10 protein-coding genes are annotated in these 15,190 nt (G+C 68.5%); 5 read left to right on the forward strand and 5 right to left on the reverse strand.

From position 1 onward, the window contains the following. The first annotated feature begins 27 nt into the window (after window positions 1–27). From ACUTAG_RS22010 to ACUTAG_RS22030, 5 genes are all read left to right on the forward strand, one after another. Window positions 28–972: an ABC transporter permease gene (locus tag ACUTAG_RS22010; RefSeq protein WP_148316389.1), complete on the forward strand. Its 945-nt coding sequence runs from the start codon at window positions 28–30 to the stop codon at window positions 970–972. Continuing rightward, window positions 969–1,790 (forward strand): ABC transporter permease, encoded by an 822-nt coding sequence (locus tag ACUTAG_RS22015; protein WP_006389180.1) that lies wholly within the window; start codon window positions 969–971, stop codon window positions 1,788–1,790. Before ACUTAG_RS22010 ends, ACUTAG_RS22015 begins: the two co-directional genes overlap by 4 nt. Then, the gene (locus ACUTAG_RS22020) at window positions 1,787–3,442 is read left to right on the forward strand and encodes an ABC transporter ATP-binding protein (RefSeq protein WP_148316391.1); all 1,656 of its coding nucleotides are present in this window, start codon (window positions 1,787–1,789) and stop codon (window positions 3,440–3,442) included. Before ACUTAG_RS22015 ends, ACUTAG_RS22020 begins: the two co-directional genes overlap by 4 nt. Before the next feature lie 90 nt (window positions 3,443–3,532). Beyond that, entirely contained in the window at window positions 3,533–4,153 is a 621-nt protein-coding gene (locus ACUTAG_RS22025; RefSeq protein ID WP_006389182.1) for a GntR family transcriptional regulator, read from the forward strand. Between the two features lie 182 nt (window positions 4,154–4,335). Further along, window positions 4,336–5,895 carry an ABC transporter substrate-binding protein gene (locus tag ACUTAG_RS22030; RefSeq protein WP_054445369.1) on the forward strand — a complete coding sequence of 520 codons (1,560 nt, stop codon included), beginning with the start codon at window positions 4,336–4,338 and terminating at the stop codon, window positions 5,893–5,895. A gap of 302 nt (window positions 5,896–6,197) precedes the next feature. Here ACUTAG_RS22030 and ACUTAG_RS22035 read toward each other — a convergent pair whose 3' ends face one another. From ACUTAG_RS22035 to ACUTAG_RS22055, 5 genes are all read right to left on the reverse strand, one after another. Continuing rightward, window positions 6,198–7,760, reverse strand: a complete 1,563-nt coding sequence (locus tag ACUTAG_RS22035) for an ABC transporter substrate-binding protein (protein WP_148316393.1) — start codon at window positions 7,758–7,760, stop codon at window positions 6,198–6,200. A 74-nt stretch (window positions 7,761–7,834) separates the two neighbouring features. Further along, entirely contained in the window at window positions 7,835–8,971 is a 1,137-nt protein-coding gene (locus ACUTAG_RS22040) for a C45 family autoproteolytic acyltransferase/hydolase (RefSeq protein ID WP_020924766.1), read from the reverse strand. Between the two features lie 244 nt (window positions 8,972–9,215). After that, entirely contained in the window at window positions 9,216–10,736 is a 1,521-nt protein-coding gene (locus tag ACUTAG_RS22045) for an efflux transporter outer membrane subunit (protein WP_148316395.1), read from the reverse strand. Between the two features lie 2 nt (window positions 10,737–10,738). Further along, a complete protein-coding gene (locus tag ACUTAG_RS22050; RefSeq protein ID WP_148316397.1) occupies window positions 10,739–13,912 on the reverse strand; it encodes an efflux RND transporter permease subunit in 3,174 nt (1,057 codons plus the stop codon). Further along, window positions 13,909–15,096 (reverse strand): efflux RND transporter periplasmic adaptor subunit, encoded by a 1,188-nt coding sequence (locus ACUTAG_RS22055; protein ID WP_392388231.1) that lies wholly within the window; start codon window positions 15,094–15,096, stop codon window positions 13,909–13,911. Before ACUTAG_RS22055 ends, ACUTAG_RS22050 begins: the two co-directional genes overlap by 4 nt. Between the last annotated feature and the right edge of the window lie 94 nt (window positions 15,097–15,190).

Here is a 15,190-nt window from a genome sequence, read left to right on the forward strand (position 1 = left end):
GCCTGTCGGCCGCGATAGGAGAGGGCCATGCTGCGTTTCGCGCTATCCCGTATCGTCATGGCCATTCCGACACTGCTGATCGTGGCGGTGGCGGTGTTCGTCATGATCCGCCTGATTCCCGGCGACCCCGCGCAGCTGCTGCTGGGCGACCTGGCCACGCCGGCGGCCCTGGCCGACCTGCGCGCGCGGCTGGGCCTGGACCAGACCTGGCCGACCCAGTTCGGCATCTGGTTCGGCAACATGTTGCATGGCGACCTGGGTTCGTCCATCAACACCGGCCAACCCGTGCTGCCGCTGGTGTGGGACCGTTTCCTGATCAGCGGCCGCGTGGTGCTGGTTGCCGTGCTGTTCGCCGCCCTGGTGGCCGTGCCCGCCGGCATGATCGCCGCCTGGAAGCAGAACAAGGCGCCCGACCTGATTCTGGTCAGCGCCGCCACGCTGCTGGTGTCCATTCCCACCTTCTGGCTCGGCCTGCTGCTGCTGATCTTCTTCGGCTTGAAACTGCAATGGCTGCCGGTGGTGGGCTACGTGTCGATCGGCGAAGACTGGAAGGCCGGCCTGCTGTACCTGGCCATGCCGATCCTGACGCTGTTCCTGCACGAGATCGGCGTGCTGATGCGCATGGCGCGCGCCAGCACCCTGGAAGTGCTGCGGCTGGACTACATCACCCACGCCCGCGCCAAGGGCCTGTCGGAATCCGCGGTGCTGATGCGCCACGCCTTCCGCAACGCCTTCGGTCCCACCTGGACCCTGATCGGCCTGGTGCTGGGCAACCTGCTCGGCGGTATCGCCGTGGTCGAAACCGTATTCACCATTCCCGGCCTGGGCCGGCTGCTGGTGGATTCGATCTTCGCTCGCGACTATCCCGTGATCCAGGGCTGCCTGCTGTTCGTCGGCGTGATCTACGTGATCGTCAACCTGCTGATCGACCTCTGCTATCCCATCTTCGACCCGAGAGTGACCGCCGAATGAAAAAGCGAATTGCAGCTAACGCGCTGATAGGCGGCGTGATCGTGGCGGCGATGCTCGTCGCGGCCATCATGGGCGCCTTCTGGACGCCGCACGACCCGCTCAAGATCAACTTCGTGGCGCGGCTCAAGCCGCCCGGCGGCGACTTCCTGCTGGGCACCGACGAGTTCGGCCGCGATGAACTGTCGCGCCTGCTGGCCGGCGCCTCCAGCAGCGTCTGGATCAGCCTGCTGACGGTGGGCTTCGCCATCATCGCCGGCACCATTGTCGGCACCTTGACCGGCTTCGTGCGCGGCTGGACCGACCGCATCATCATGGCCTTCAACAACGCCCTGCTGGCCTTTCCCGGCCTGCTGCTGGCGCTGGGCCTGCTGGCCGTGGTCGGCGCCAACAAGTACGGCATCATCCTGGCGCTGGGCCTGGCCTATACGCCGTCGGTGACGCGCATCGTGCGCGGCACGGTGCTGTCGCTGCGCGAGAAGGAGTTCATCGAATCCTCGCGCGTGCTGGGCAACTCCGAGATCTACACCATGGTGCGCCACGTGCTGCCCAACTGCGTCGCGCCGTTGACGGTGCTGGCGACCTCGATGTTCGGCTGGGTGATCCTGGCGGAAAGCGCGCTGTCGTTCCTGGGCCTGGGCGTGCCGCCTCCGGCGCCCACCTGGGGCAACATGCTGGCCGCCGCCCGGCCGTTCATGGCGCAGGCGTCGTACCTTTCCATTCTTCCCGGCCTGGCCATCGCGCTCGCGCTGCTCGGGATCAACCTGCTGGGCGATGCGGTGCGTGACCGTCTCGATCCCCGCATGAGGGGCGTGCAATGAGCGCACTGGTAACCGTATCGAACCTGTCCCTGACCGTCGGCCGCGGCGGCCGCGAAATCGTCAGCGGCGTGTCCTTCGAGGTGGCGCCGGGCGAAATGGTCGGCATCGTCGGCGAGTCCGGCAGCGGCAAGACCCAGGCGGCGCGCGCCATCATGGGCCTGACGCCGCCGCCGCTGGTGGTGGCCGGCGGCTCGATCCGCTTCGAAGGCGTGGAAGTCACCCAGGCCCGCCCGGCCGCGCTGCGCAAGCTGCGCGGCGCGCGCATCGGCATGGTGTTCCAGGAACCCATGACCTCGCTCAACCCGTCCATGCCCATCGGGCGCCAGCTGGACGAGGGCCTCAAGCTGCATCGCCGCGACCTGTCGACCGTGCAGCGCCGTGAACGCATCCTGGAGATGCTGCGCCGCGTCGGCATCCGCGACCCGAAGGCCGCCGTCGAGGCCTGGCCGCACGAGTTCTCGGGCGGCATGCGCCAGCGCATGATGCTGGCCTCGGTGATGCTGCTGGAGCCGGCGCTGCTGATCGCCGACGAGCCCACCACCGCGCTCGACGCGGTGGTGCAGCGCGACGTGCTGGAACTGATGGTCGACCTGACGCGCGAGCACAACACAGCCGTGCTGATGATCAGCCACGACCTGCCGATGGTGGCGCGCTACACCGAGCGCATGGTGGTGATGCAGCACGGCAAGGTGCTGGAAACCGGCACCACCGCCGGCATCCTCGAACGGCCGCAACATCCCTACACCCGCAAGCTGCTGGACGCCATGCCGCGCCGCCTGCCGGCGCGCGCGCCGATCCAGGAAGCGCCCATTGTCGAGGTCCGGAACCTGGTGGTGGACTACGCCGGCCACCAGCGCCTGTTCTCGCGCACCGGCGCCAAGCGCGCGCTCAACGGCATCGACCTGCACGTCAAGCCGCGCGAAGTGGTGGCGGTGGTGGGCGGCTCGGGTTCCGGCAAGACCACGCTGGGCCGCGCCATCGCCGGCCTGCTGGCGCCGACATCAGGCCAGATCCTGTTCCGCGACCAGCCGGTCAGCCGCCGCTCGCCGGCCTGGCGCGACTACCGCCTGAACTGCCAGATGGTGTTCCAGGACCCATACTCGTCGCTCGACCCGCGCATGACCATCGGCCAACTGGTGGGCGAAGGCCTGCGTATGCTGGTCGACATGCCGGCGGCCGACAAGCGCCGTCGCGTCGACGAGGTGCTGGCCGAAGTCGGCCTGGGTTCGGAATACGCCAAGCGCTTTCCGCACGAACTGTCCGGCGGCCAGCGCCAGCGCGTGGCCATCGCCCGGGCGGTGGTGCGGCGGCCGTCCTTCGTGATTGCCGACGAGCCGGTGTCGGCGCTGGACGTGACGGTGCGGGCGCAGGTGCTGGACCTGTTCGCCGACCTGCAGGAACGCCACGGCTTTTCGTGCCTGTTCATCAGCCACGACCTGGGCGTGGTGGAGCAGGTGGCCGACCGGGTGGTGGTGATGCGCGACGGCGGCATCGTGGAACAAGGCTCGCGCGACACGGTGTTCGACCGGCCGCGCGAGGAATACACCCGCAGCCTGCTGTCGGCGATTCCGGCCCTGGAATCGACCGAAACCGGCGGCGTGCGCCTGCGCTGGCGCCTGGACCAGCCGGAGCCCTCGCGGGCCATGGCCTGACGGGACGGGGCCGCGCCGCGCGGGCTTACCGTTGCGGCGCGGACTTACGCATAAAATACGCGGTTTGGATTAGATTCACGGGAGTGGTCCATGCCGAAAGCGGCGGCGACACAGCCGGGCCTGGTTGACCGTATTGCCCTGGATATTCAATCGGGGGTATACGGCCCTGGCGCATGGCTGAAACAGATCGACCTGCAGGAACGCTACGGCGCCAAGCGCCTGGACGTGCGGCGGGCGCTCGACCAATTGACGGCCAAGCGGCTGATCGCGCACATCCCCAACCGGGGCTATCACGTCTATACGATGGACCCGGACCAGCACCTGCAGATCCGCGATATCCGGGTGCTGCTGGAAACCGGCGCGGCGGCGGACCTGATGCCGAATGTCACCGCCGCCAAGGTGCGCGCCCTGCGCGCGCTGGCCGAGCGCTTCGCCAAGCTGTTGCAGGACGGCACGCTGCTGGAACAGTACGAGGTCAACCTGGCCTTCCATGCCGGCATGTACGACATGTGTTCCAACCGTGAGCTGGCCGCCCTGATCCAGGAAACCCGGGCGCGCGGCCCGGCGGCGCCGGCCAAGGAATGGGTGACGCGGTCGCGCATCGAGATCTCGGCGCGCGAGCATTTCGACATGGTCGAGGCGCTGGAAGCGCGCGACGTCAAACGTCTGCAGAAAATCATCGCCCAGCACGTCGGCCAGGACATTTCCTGACCCGACAACGCCCGGCGCGCGCGGCGGCCTTCCTGCAAAGGAGGCCGCCGCGCTCGTTTCCGGGCCGCTTTCAGGGATACCCCGGATACCGCGACCGGCGCAAGCCTTCATAATGGGCAGCTATTTTTGGCGCCAATATAGTTATGAATCCGGCGTCGCATGCCCCCGGGGGAGTTCCTGCAATGCACCACCATCCTGTTTCCCGCGCGCTCGCGCTCAGCCTGGCCCTGGCCGCCGCGGGCGCGGCCCAGGCCGCTACCCTGACCATTGCCCAGCCGGCCGACATCCGCTCGACCAATCCGGGCGTGAACCGCGACAACACCACCGACGGCGTGGTGCTGAACATGGTGGAGGGCCTGGTTGGCTACCGGGAGAATGGCACGGTGGCGCCGCTGCTGGCCAAGTCGGTCGACCTGTCCGAAGACGGCCTGACCTACACCTTCAAGTTGCGCGACGGCGTCAAGTTCCACAACGGCGCGCCGCTGACGTCGGCCGACGTGCTGTGGAGCTGGCAGCGCTACATGGATCCGAAGACGGACTGGCGCTGCCGCAGCGACTTCGACGGCCGCAACGGCCTGAAGGTCACGGACGTGACTGCGCCGGACCCGCAAACGGTCGTCATCAAGATCGACCGCAAGTCGGCGGTGTTTCTCGATTCGCTGGCGCGCACCGACTGTGGCATGACGGCGATCCTGAGCAAGGATTCGGTCAACGCCGATGGCTCCTGGAAGCAGCCGGTCGGCACCGGCCCGTACCAGTTCAAGGAATGGAAGCGCGGCGAATACGTGCTGCTGACCGCGTTCAAGGACTACGTGTCGCCCGGCGCCGGCGACAAGCCGGACGGTTACGTCGGCGCCAAGCGTCCGCTGGCCGACGAGGTGCGCTTCCTGGTGGTGCCGGACCCATCGACGGCCAAGGCCGGCCTGGTGTCGGGCGCGATCGACGCCAGCCAGATCACCATTACCGACGTGGCCGAGCTGAAGAACAACGCGGCGGTGTCGGTGATGAGCCCGCACGACGCGACCAAGCACACGCTGCTGTTCCAGACGCAGGATCCGGTGCTCAAGAACGTCAAGCTGCGCCAGGCGATCGCGGCGGCGCTGGACATTCCGCAGGTGGTGGCGGCGGCTTCCGAGGGCCTGGGGCAGCTGAACAATTCGGCGGTGTATGCCGGCTCGGCCTATTACCAGGAAGCCGAGAAGCGCACCTACAAATACGATCCGGCGCGCGCGCAGCAATTGCTCAAGGAGGCGGGATACAAGGGCGAGCCGATCGTGATCTACGCCAACAAGCGCGCGCACGTGCCGAGCTACCAGGTGGCGGTGATCGCGCAGGCGATGATGCAGGCGGTGGGCATCAATGCCAAGATCGAGGTGCTGGAATGGGCCACGCAGCTGGACCGCTACAACACGGGCAAGTACCAGATCAGTTCGTTCACGTTCTCGTCGCGCATCGATCCGGCGCTGAGCTTCGAGCAGTTCGCGGGCGACAAGAGCAAGCAGCCGCGCAAGGTCTGGGATGATCCAGCGGCGCAGAAGCTGATCGACGAGAGCTTCCTGGAGTCGGATCCGGCGAAGCGGCAGAAGTTGTTTGACCAGCTGCATGCGTTGATGCTGGAGCAGACGCCTCTGTTGGTGCTTTATAACGGGGCGGATGCTTGGGCGACCAATAAGCGGGTGCAGGGGTTTTCGGTTTGGGAGGGGAAGCCGCGGGCCTGGGAGACTAAGATCGTTGGCAAGTAAGTCGCTTTTTTCGGGGGGCTTTTTTCTGGGGCCGTCCGGGGCGGCGTTGGCCTGGCGTGCGCGGGGCTACGATTGCGGTCCGGAGCGTTCGCTCCGGACTGCCCCGTTGTCATCTTCGTCATAGCCTTCGGCTGTTCCTTCAGATTCCCTCGGGCGCATCTACACGCCCCGCTCACGCCAGGCCAACGCCGCCCCGGACTCCACCGTTGAAGCTTGACGGTTGCCGGGGCGGTTTTTTTCTATCATGTGCTGCAATGCAAAGAGGCCGCTTTTCGCGGCCTCTTTGCTTGGCGTTGCGCGGGCTACTTCGCCACGCGTTCCACTTCCCAGGCGCGCGGCTTCTTGACGGCCCAGGGGGTGTAGCCCTTGATATCGCTGCGGAAGGCGCCGATGTCCAGGCCGTTGTAGAGCGGGATGCTGGGGACGTCGGCCAGGAACAGCTTGTGCAGCTGGTCGAAGGCGGCCTGGCGCTTGGCGTGGTCGGTGTCGACCGAGGCGGCGTCCAGGAGTTTCTGGGCGTCGGGGTTGTCCCAGACCTTGCGCGGCTGCCTGGCCTTGTCGCCGGTGACCATTTCGTAGTTCAGCGCCGCGTCCAGGCGGGCGGAGTACGGGAAGGTCATCATCTGGTAGGTGCCGGCGTTGTAGCGGTCGAGCTGGGTGGCCCATTCGGACACGGACAGCTTGGCGTTGATGCCGACGGCCTGCAGCATGGCCTGGATGATGACGGCGGAGTTGTACGACTGGGGATAGCGCTTGGTGGTGATGAGCTCGATCTCCTGGCCCTTGTAGCCGGCTTCCTTGAGCAGCTTCTGGGCCAGCGCCGGGTCGTATTTCCAGCCTTCCTTCTGCGTCGCATCGCTGTACGGCGAGACCAGCGGGACGATGGAGTTGTTGGGTTTGGCCAGGCCTTCGGTGACGGCGGCGGCCAACTGGTCGTAGTCGATGGCGTGGGCCAGGGCCTGGCGCAGCTTGGGATTGGACAGCAGCGGGTCCCGGGTCTGCAGCAGCAGCGCGGTCATGCTCATGACGGGCGCGTAGGCGACCTTGACGTTGGGGGTACCTTGCAGCACCGGCACGTCGTTGTTGGAGACGTCCTCGATGATGTCGATGTTGCCGCGTTGCAGGGCGGCCTTGGCGGTGGAGTCGTCGGGCACGATGACGAAGCGCACTTCATCGACCAGGGGGCGCTTGGAACCGGTGTAGCCGTCGCGCTTGCCGTCGCGGTTGGCGTAGTCGGCGAACCGGGTCAGGCGCACGTATTCGCCGCGCTTCCATTCGGCGAAGGCGAAGGGGCCGGTGCCGATGGGCTTGTCCCAGGAGCCGTCGGCCTTGACCGAGGCTTGCTGCAGGATGCCGGTGCCGCCGCAGTCGGCGCGCGCCAGCGAGGCCAGGAACAGGCTGCTGGGTTTTTCCAGGTGGTAGACCACGGTCTGGGCGTCGGGCGCCTCGACGCCGGTGACCTTGACGGTGCCGCGGCCATCGAATTCGCTGGCGCAGCGCCAGCCGGAGTTGGCGGCGGTGTAGTGCCGCCAGGTCCAGAGCACGTCGGCGGAGGTCAGCGGCGCGCCGTTGTGGAACTTGACGCCCTGGCGCAGCTTGAAGGTGTAGGTCTTGCCGTCGGGGCTGATGTCGATGGATTCGGCCAGCAGCGGGCGCACTTCGGCATCCTCGCCGTAGGCCACAAGGCCCTCGACGATGTGCAGCACCACCGCGTCGCTGTTGCTGTCGCGGTTCACGCCCGGCTCGGTCGAGCGGATGTCGGCGGTGAACGAGATGCGCAGCGGCGCCGGCGCCTGGGCGCAGGCGGTCCCGGCCAGCGCGCCCAGCGCCAGGGCAACCGCGGTATTCAGGAGTTTGGTTTTCATCGATGCGTTTCCACGGGTTGCATGGGCGGCCGGGCAGGCCGGCCGCCGCCAACGGTTCAAGGGGCCGGGAGCGTTCAGGCCGCGGCCAGCAGTTCCGGCTCGGCGTCCAGGCTGTAGCGGGTGAAGGTGCGATTCAGCGCCGGCAGCGGCGCCACTTCCATCAGGCCGGCGGCCGGCTCCATGACGACCATGGCCACCGTGGCCGACAGGTTGTCGTGGCTGCCGGGGCGCGGCGGGCGGCAGACCGAGTAGGGCGTGCCGAAGTCGTCGAACAGCGCGCGCTTGAGGTCCGCGCGCGTCAGCTTGTCCTTTTCGTTCAGCAGGCGGCGTACGCGCCAGTCGCGGTAGGCGCTTTCCGGAGTGCTGGCGCGGCCGGTGTCGCGCAGCTTGCCCAGGGCGACTTCGCTGACCCAATGGTTGGCGTGCACGATCAGGTCATCGGCGCCCGGGTAGATCGGGAAGGCTTCATCGGTGGTGCATTCGTAGTCCACGCCGAAGCCCGCGGCCATGCCGATCATGATGTTGTTGGAGCACGACTTCGGGGTGGTGCTGACGGCCTTGATGGCCAGCGCGAAGTGCTCCTGTTCCAGCACCTTGCGGCGGATCAGCGACAGCGGCACGCCCAACTGGCGGAAGTCGCGGTCGGATTCCAGGTAATTGGCGGTGATCGACACGCCGGCGCTGTTCAGGCCGCTGCGGGCCAGGCCGCCGGCTTCGACGAAGGTCAGGATGTCGGGACCGTTGTCGTTGCGCACGCGCAGCACGATGGCGGTTTCGGCGCATTCGGCGCGCCAGTCCCAGTTCTGGCCGTGGATCAGGCGGCCGTTGGCCGAGCGGGTCGGCAGGATCAGGGCGCCGGTGCAGCCGTCACCGGGTTCGAGTTCGGCGGCCTTCTTCTTTTCGGCGCGGGCCTTGGCGATGACTTCGGTGCGGGCGTTGACCATCACGATGTCTTCGAACGGCACGTCGGCGCCGGCGGCGATGCCGCGCATTTCCTCGAGGTAGTGCGGCGCGAAGTTCTCGATCTCGCGCGCGAAGCTCTCGATGAGGCGGGTGCGCGCCATGGCGTCGTAACCCAGGTCGACCAGCGTCTGGCCGTACATGGCGGCGCTCTTGCGCACGCGGTCGGCGGCCTGCTGGCCATAGGCGCGGCCGCGGGCCTCGGGAGTACCGGAGACCGATACGAACGGGAATTGGGTGATCTGGGTCATGGACGGATAGCGGCGCGAGGCGCCGTGAGGTCGGGGAAGGGGAGAATGTTGCAAAAATATTAGCTTATTTTGGCGCCAATATTACCGAGGGTTTGCCCGGAGATAGCGGTCTGGCAAAGGCTGGGCGCGACTCGTCGCGGCGCGGCGCATCGAATCCCTGGCGCTGGCGGCCAGCATCAAGGAACAGGCCCCCGCGCCGTCGGCGTCGGGGGCCTGTGGAGTCGCCTGGATTGGGTGGCGAGGGCTACTGATGTTGTTGCTGCAGTGTCTGCCGATTGGCCGCCGCATCTTCGGTGGCCCGTTGCGCCGACGCCTGTGGCGCGCGCACCGGCGAACCCATCGCCTGGAACAGCGCCGCCGTCTCGGTCAGGCGGGCATTGGCGTATTCCACTTCCCGCACCCGCGCCGCGACGTAATGCTGTTCGCTGGCGTACGCGGTGTAGGGCGCCAGGGCGCCCAGACGCACGCGGTTGGCGGTGTTGCGGTGCGACTGCTCCGCGGCCCGGCGCGAGGCCTCGGCCGAGGCCAGCGCCTGACCGTCCGCCTCCAGTTGCGCCAGCGTGTCGGCAACGTCGCGGAACGCGGTCAGCACGGTCTGCTTGTATTGCAGCACCGCCGCCTCATAGCGCTCCTTGGCGGCGCTGCGTTCGGCCAGCAGCGCGCCGCCGTGGAAGATCGGCTGCGTCAGCGACGCGCCCACCGCCCAGATCGAACCCGCGCCCGACAGCGCCGTCGGCCAGCTAAAGCCGCCCTTGCCCATCGATGCCGACAGCGACAGGCTGGGGAACAACTGCGCCGTGGCCACGCCAACGTCGGCCGCCGCCGCGCGCAGCACGGCCTCGGCGACGTGGATGTCGGGCCGCGCCGCCAGCAGTTCGGACGGCACCAGCACCGGCACCTCCTCGGGCACGGCGATCATGGCGAAGGCCAGGTCCGGCGGGGCCTGATCGGGGCTGCGGCCCATCAGCACCGCCAGCGCGTGGCGCGTGGCCTGCCATTGCGCGCGCAGGCCCGGCAGCGAGGCTTCCAACGTGGCGGCGTCCTGGTCGGCCTGCAGCGCGTCGTTCTGCGAGGCCGAGCCCAGTTCGTAGCGGCGCTGGGTGTCGCGCGCCACCTGGCGCGCCAGCACCACCTGCTTTTCGGTCAACGCCACCCGCTCGGCCAGCGAGGCCGAGGTGATGGCGCCGGTGACGATGTTGCCGGCCAGGGAACGGCGCGCCGATTCGAGCTGATAGGCCTGCTGTTCCACCTGGGCCGCGCGCGACACGTTCTCGAAGCGCGCCGCGCCGAACAGGTCGAGGTCGTACTTGGCCTGGACCTGGCCGGTGAAGACGTTGTAGAGCGCCGTGGGTTGCGGCAGGTTCGGCATGGTCAGCGCGCGCTTGCGCGAAACGTCGGCGCCGGCATCCACCGAGGGCAGCAGCGACGAATTGACCTGTCCGCGCAACTGTTCGCGCGCGCCGGCCAGATTGCGCTCGGCCGCGGCCAGGTCCGGGCTGTTGGCCAGGCCTTCCTCCACCATGGCATTGAGCGCGTCCGAGCCAAAGCGCTTCCACCATTCGGGCACCGGACGGGCGTCGCGCGCATAGCGTTGCGCCACGCCCTGGGCGGCGGCGGCGCTGGCTGGCAGCGGTTCGACGCCGTATTGCGCGGGTTGCGCCACGGCCGGCGGCCTGCTGTCGGGGGCGAAGGCGCAGGCGCCCAGCGCCAGCAGCAGCGGCAGGGCGGCCAGGCGCCAGGCCGGGGTCGGGAGACGGAGGGACATCGTCAGGCTCCTCGTTCTACGTTGTCGCCGGCGTGGGCGCCGGGCGGCACGCCTTCGGGCTCTTCGCGCTCGTCGTGGCGCACGCGGAACCAGGCCGCGTACAGCGCGGGCAGGAAGAACAGCGTCAGCACCGTGGCGCTGGTGATGCCGCCCATCAGCGCGGTGGCCATGGGGCCGAAGAAGTTGCTGCGCAGCAGCGGGATCAGCGCCAGCACCGCGGCCGCCGCCGTCAGGGTGATGGGGCGGAAGCGCCGCACCGTGGCGCCGACGATGGCGTCCACGCGCTTGTGCCCGGCGCTGATGTCCTGCTCGATCTGGTCGACCAGGATTACCGAGTTGCGCATGATGATGCCGAACATCGCGATCACGCCCAGCATGGCGACAAAGCCGAACGGCTTGCCGAACAGCAGCAGCGCGGCCACCACGCCGATCAGGCCGAGCGGCGCAGTCAACACCACCATCAGCACGCGGGCGAAGCTCTGCAACTGCACCATCAGCAGCGTCAGCACCGCCACGACCATGATGGGCATCTGCGCGTTGATGGACGACTGGCCCTTGGCGCTTTCCTCGACCGGGCCGCCGACCTCGATGCGATAGCCCACCGGCAGTTCGGCGCGCAGCGCGTCCAGCTTGCGGTCGATGGCATGGGTGACGTCGATGCCCTGGGCGCCGGCCGTGACGTCGGCCTGCACGGTGATGGTGGGCTGGCGGTCGCGCTCCCAGATCACGCCGTATTCCAGGCCGTAGCGCACCTGGCCCAGGCTGCCCAGCGGCACCGGGCCGTTGGGCGTGGGCATGGCGAGCGTGGCCAGGCGGCCCGGGTCGATGCGCTCGCTGTCGGGCGCGCGCAGGCTGACGTTGATCAGCTTGTCGCGCTCGCGGTATTGCGTCACGGTGTAGCCCGACAGTGTCATCGCCAGGAAGCTGGAGATGTCGTTGGAGCTTACGCCGACTTCGCGCGCCTTCTGCTGGTCGATGTCAAAGCGCACCGAGCGTTCGGACGGCTCGTCCCAGTCGAACTGCACGTTGACCGAGCGGCTGTCGGCGCGCACTTCGGCGGCCACCTTTTCGGCCACCTGGCGCACCTCGGGGATCTTGTCGCCGCTGACGCGGAACTGCACCTGGAAGCCCACCGGCGGGCCGTTCTCCAGCCGCGACAGGCGGCTGCGGATCGCCGGGAACTGCTCGCGCAGCACCGGCTCCAGCCAGTGCGCCAGCTTCTCGCGGTCTTCCACCGAATTGGCGGTGATGACGATCTGGGCGAAGTTGGGCGTGGCCAACTGCTGGTCCAGCGGCAGGTAGAAGCGCGGCGCGCCGGTGCCGACGAAGCTCACCGAATGGGCGATCTCGGGCCGGCCGTCCAGCACTTTTTCAAGCCGCTCGACCTGGCGCAGCGTGGCCGCGAACGAGGCGCCTTCCTGCAGCCGCACGTCGACCAGCAGCTCGGTGCGGTCCGAGCTGGGGAAGAACTGCTGCGGCACCAGGCCGAAGCCAGCCATCGACAGGATGAACACCAGCACCGTTGCCAGCAGCACGCGCCAGCGGCGGTCCACGCACCACGCCACCCAGCCGCGCAGGCGCTGGTAGAAGCGGGTGTTGTAGATGTCGTGCTCGTGGTCGTCGGGCAGGTGCGCCTCGCGCTTGCGCTCGGGCAGCATGCGGTAGCCCAGCAGCGGGATCAGCACCACCGCGGCGAACCAGGAGGTGATCAGGGCGATCGCCGACACCTGGAAGATCGAGCGGGTGTATTCGCCGGTGCTGGACTTGGCCAGCGCGATCGGCAGGAAGCCGGCCACCGTCACCAGCGTGCCGGTCAGCATCGGGAAGGCGGTGCTGGTGTAGGCGAAGGCGGCGGCGCGCGCGCGACTCCAGCCCTGTTCCAGCTTCACCGCCATCATCTCGACCGCGATGATGGCATCGTCCACCAGCAGGCCCAGCGCCAGCACCAGCGTGCCCAGCGAGACCTTGTGCAGGCCGATGCCGAACATGTCCATGAACAGCGCGGTCACCGCCAGCACCACCGGGATAGAGATCACCACCACCATGCCGGTGCGCAGCCCCAGCGACACCAGGCTCACGATCAGCACGATGGCCACGGCCTCGGCCACCGAGCGCAGGAATTCGTCCACCGAGAACGACACCGCCTTGGGCATGCTCGACACTTCGGTCAGCGTCAGGCCGGCGGGCAGGCGCGCCTTGAGCTTGCCGAACTTGGCCTCCAGGGCCTTGCCCAGGTGCACCACGTCCTGGCCCGGCTGCATGGTGATGCCGATGCCCAGCACCGGCTCGCCGCGCGTGCGCATCTGCTCGGCCGGGGGATCGTCGTAGCCGCGGTGGATGGTGGCGATGTCGCCCAGCCGGATCGACTTGCCGTTGACGCGGATCAGCGTCTCGGCCAGTGCCCGGGTGTCCTGGAACTGGCCGCTGGGACGCACGAACACGCGATCGTCGGCCGTGGTCAGGGTGCCGGCGCTGGCCACCGCGTTCTGGCTGTTGATGGCCTCGGCGATCTGCTGCGGCGACACGCCCAGCCGAGTCAGCTGCGTGTTGCTGATCTCGATATAGACGTGCTCGGGCTGTTCGCCGAAGTAGTCGACCTTGGCCACGCCCGGCACGCGCAGCAGCACCGTGCGCAGATTGTCGGCGTAGTCGCGCAGCTGTGCCGGCGAGAAGCCGTCGCCGGCCAGGGTGTAGATGTTGGTGTAGACGTCGCCGAACTCGTCATTGAAGAATGGCCCCTGCACGCCTTGCGGCAGGGTGGCGCCGATGTCGCCCACCTTCTTGCGCACCTGGTACCACTCGTTGGCCACCTCGCTGGCCGGGGCCGAGTCCTTCATGGTGAAGAAGATCAGCGATTCGCCGGGGCGCGAGTAGCTGCGCAGGAAGTCGGTGGACGGCGTTTCCTGCAGCTTCTTGGCGATGCGGTCGGTGACCTGTTCCTGTACCTGTTGCGAGGTGGCGCCGGGCCACAGGGTCTTGATGACCATCACGCGGAAGGTGAAGGGCGGGTCTTCCGACTGCGCCAGGCGCGAATACGACAGCACGCCGAACAGCGTCACCAGCGTGATCAGGAAGATCACCAGCGGCTGGTGGCGCAGGGCCCAGGCCGACAGGTTGAACTTGCCTTCCTCGTGGCGGTGCGCGGCGTTCTGATTCTCGGGAACCGGCGCGCTCATGATGCGAAGTCCTCGGGGTGCAGCGGCGGCACCGCGCGGACCTTTTCGCCGGCCGACACGGCGTGCACGCCTTGCCACACCACGCGCTCGCCGGCCTGCACGCCCTGCGACAGGGTGACGCTGCGCGCGTCGTAGCGCAGCACCTGCACGCGGCGCAGCTCCAGCGTGTCTTCCTGCGGCTTGACGATCCAGACGGCGGGCTCGGTGCCGTCATGGAACAGCGCGGTCGCCGGCACCGTGTAGGTGGTGGCGCCGTTGGCCTGGCGGTTGTCGAAGCTGATGTTGGCGGTCATGCCCAGCCGCACTTCGGGCGAGGGCGACTCCAGCGTCAGCTTGGCGCGGTAGGTGCGGCTCTGCGGATCGGCCGCCGGCGCGATCTCGCGCAGCACGGCGCTGAAGGTCTTGCCGGGCAGCGGCGCCAGGGTGACGGTGGCGCGCTGGCCGATGGCCAGGCCAGCCAACACGCTTTCGGGCACGTCGCAGAGCGCGTCGACGTCGCCCGACCAGGCCAGGTTATAGACCGCCTGGCCGGCCGCCACGTTCTGGCCGGTGTCGGCCTGTTCGGCGGTGATGACGCCGGCATGGTCGGCCACGAGGGTGGTGTAGTTGAGCTGGTCGGCCGACAGCGCGGCCTGTTGCGCCGCCTGGTCGCGTTGCGCCAGCGCCGAGGCGTAGGCGTTGCGGGTCTGTTCGAGCTGGTTGGCGGCGATCAGGTTTTCGCGGGCCTGGGCGCGGTCGCGGCCCAGTTGCTGCTTGGCATAGTCCAACTGGTGCTGGGCGGCCGACAACTGGGCGCGGGCGGCGGCGGCATTCTTGGTGGCGTCGGCGGGATCGAGCCGGGCGACCACCTGGCCGGGCTTGACCGTGTCGCCCAGGCGCACCTTGCGTTCAATGATCTTGCCGCCCACGCGGAACGACAGCGGCGTGCTGTAGCGCGCCTGCACCTCACCCGGCAGGGTCCAGGCCGGCAGCGCGGCGTCGGCCTTGGCCGGCATGGCCACCACCGGGCGCGGCGGCGGCGCCTCGGCTTCCTTGCTGCCGCAGCCGGCCAGCGCCAGCGTCAGCGTCAGCGCCAGGGCGAGCGCGGGCCAGGGGCGGCGGCGCAGGGGAGAGCGGGAACGCGCCGCGACACGGGCGGCGGGATTGCGCGCGACGACGGGCGCGCAAGAACCTGGAGAATTCACGAAACACCTCGCGACGCGGGCAGGAGGGGGAAACAGGACGCGGGGCGGCCGGCCGTTACAGGCCGGCGCGGCGCCTTGGCAATCCGATACGGGA

The sequence above is a fragment of the Achromobacter sp. CSND-B12 genome, assembly GCF_052906545.1.

Excerpts from the sequence above, each read along its gene's own strand:
- ACUTAG_RS22050 (WP_148316397.1), bottom strand. The coding sequence starts at position 13,912 with ATGAGCGCGCCGGTTCCCGAGAATCAGAACGCCGCGCACCGCCACGAG.
- ACUTAG_RS22045 (WP_148316395.1), bottom strand. The coding sequence starts at position 10,736 with ATGTCCCTCCGTCTCCCGACCCCGGCCTGGCGCCTGGCCGCCCTGCCG.
- ACUTAG_RS22025 (WP_006389182.1), top strand. The coding sequence starts at position 3,533 with ATGCCGAAAGCGGCGGCGACACAGCCGGGCCTGGTTGACCGTATTGCC.
- ACUTAG_RS22020 (WP_148316391.1), top strand. The coding sequence starts at position 1,787 with ATGAGCGCACTGGTAACCGTATCGAACCTGTCCCTGACCGTCGGCCGC.
- ACUTAG_RS22035 (WP_148316393.1), bottom strand. The coding sequence starts at position 7,760 with ATGAAAACCAAACTCCTGAATACCGCGGTTGCCCTGGCGCTGGGCGCG.
- ACUTAG_RS22040 (WP_020924766.1), bottom strand. The coding sequence starts at position 8,971 with ATGACCCAGATCACCCAATTCCCGTTCGTATCGGTCTCCGGTACTCCC.
- ACUTAG_RS22010 (WP_148316389.1), top strand. The coding sequence starts at position 28 with ATGCTGCGTTTCGCGCTATCCCGTATCGTCATGGCCATTCCGACACTG.
- ACUTAG_RS22030 (WP_054445369.1), top strand. The coding sequence starts at position 4,336 with ATGCACCACCATCCTGTTTCCCGCGCGCTCGCGCTCAGCCTGGCCCTG.
- ACUTAG_RS22015 (WP_006389180.1), top strand. The coding sequence starts at position 969 with ATGAAAAAGCGAATTGCAGCTAACGCGCTGATAGGCGGCGTGATCGTG.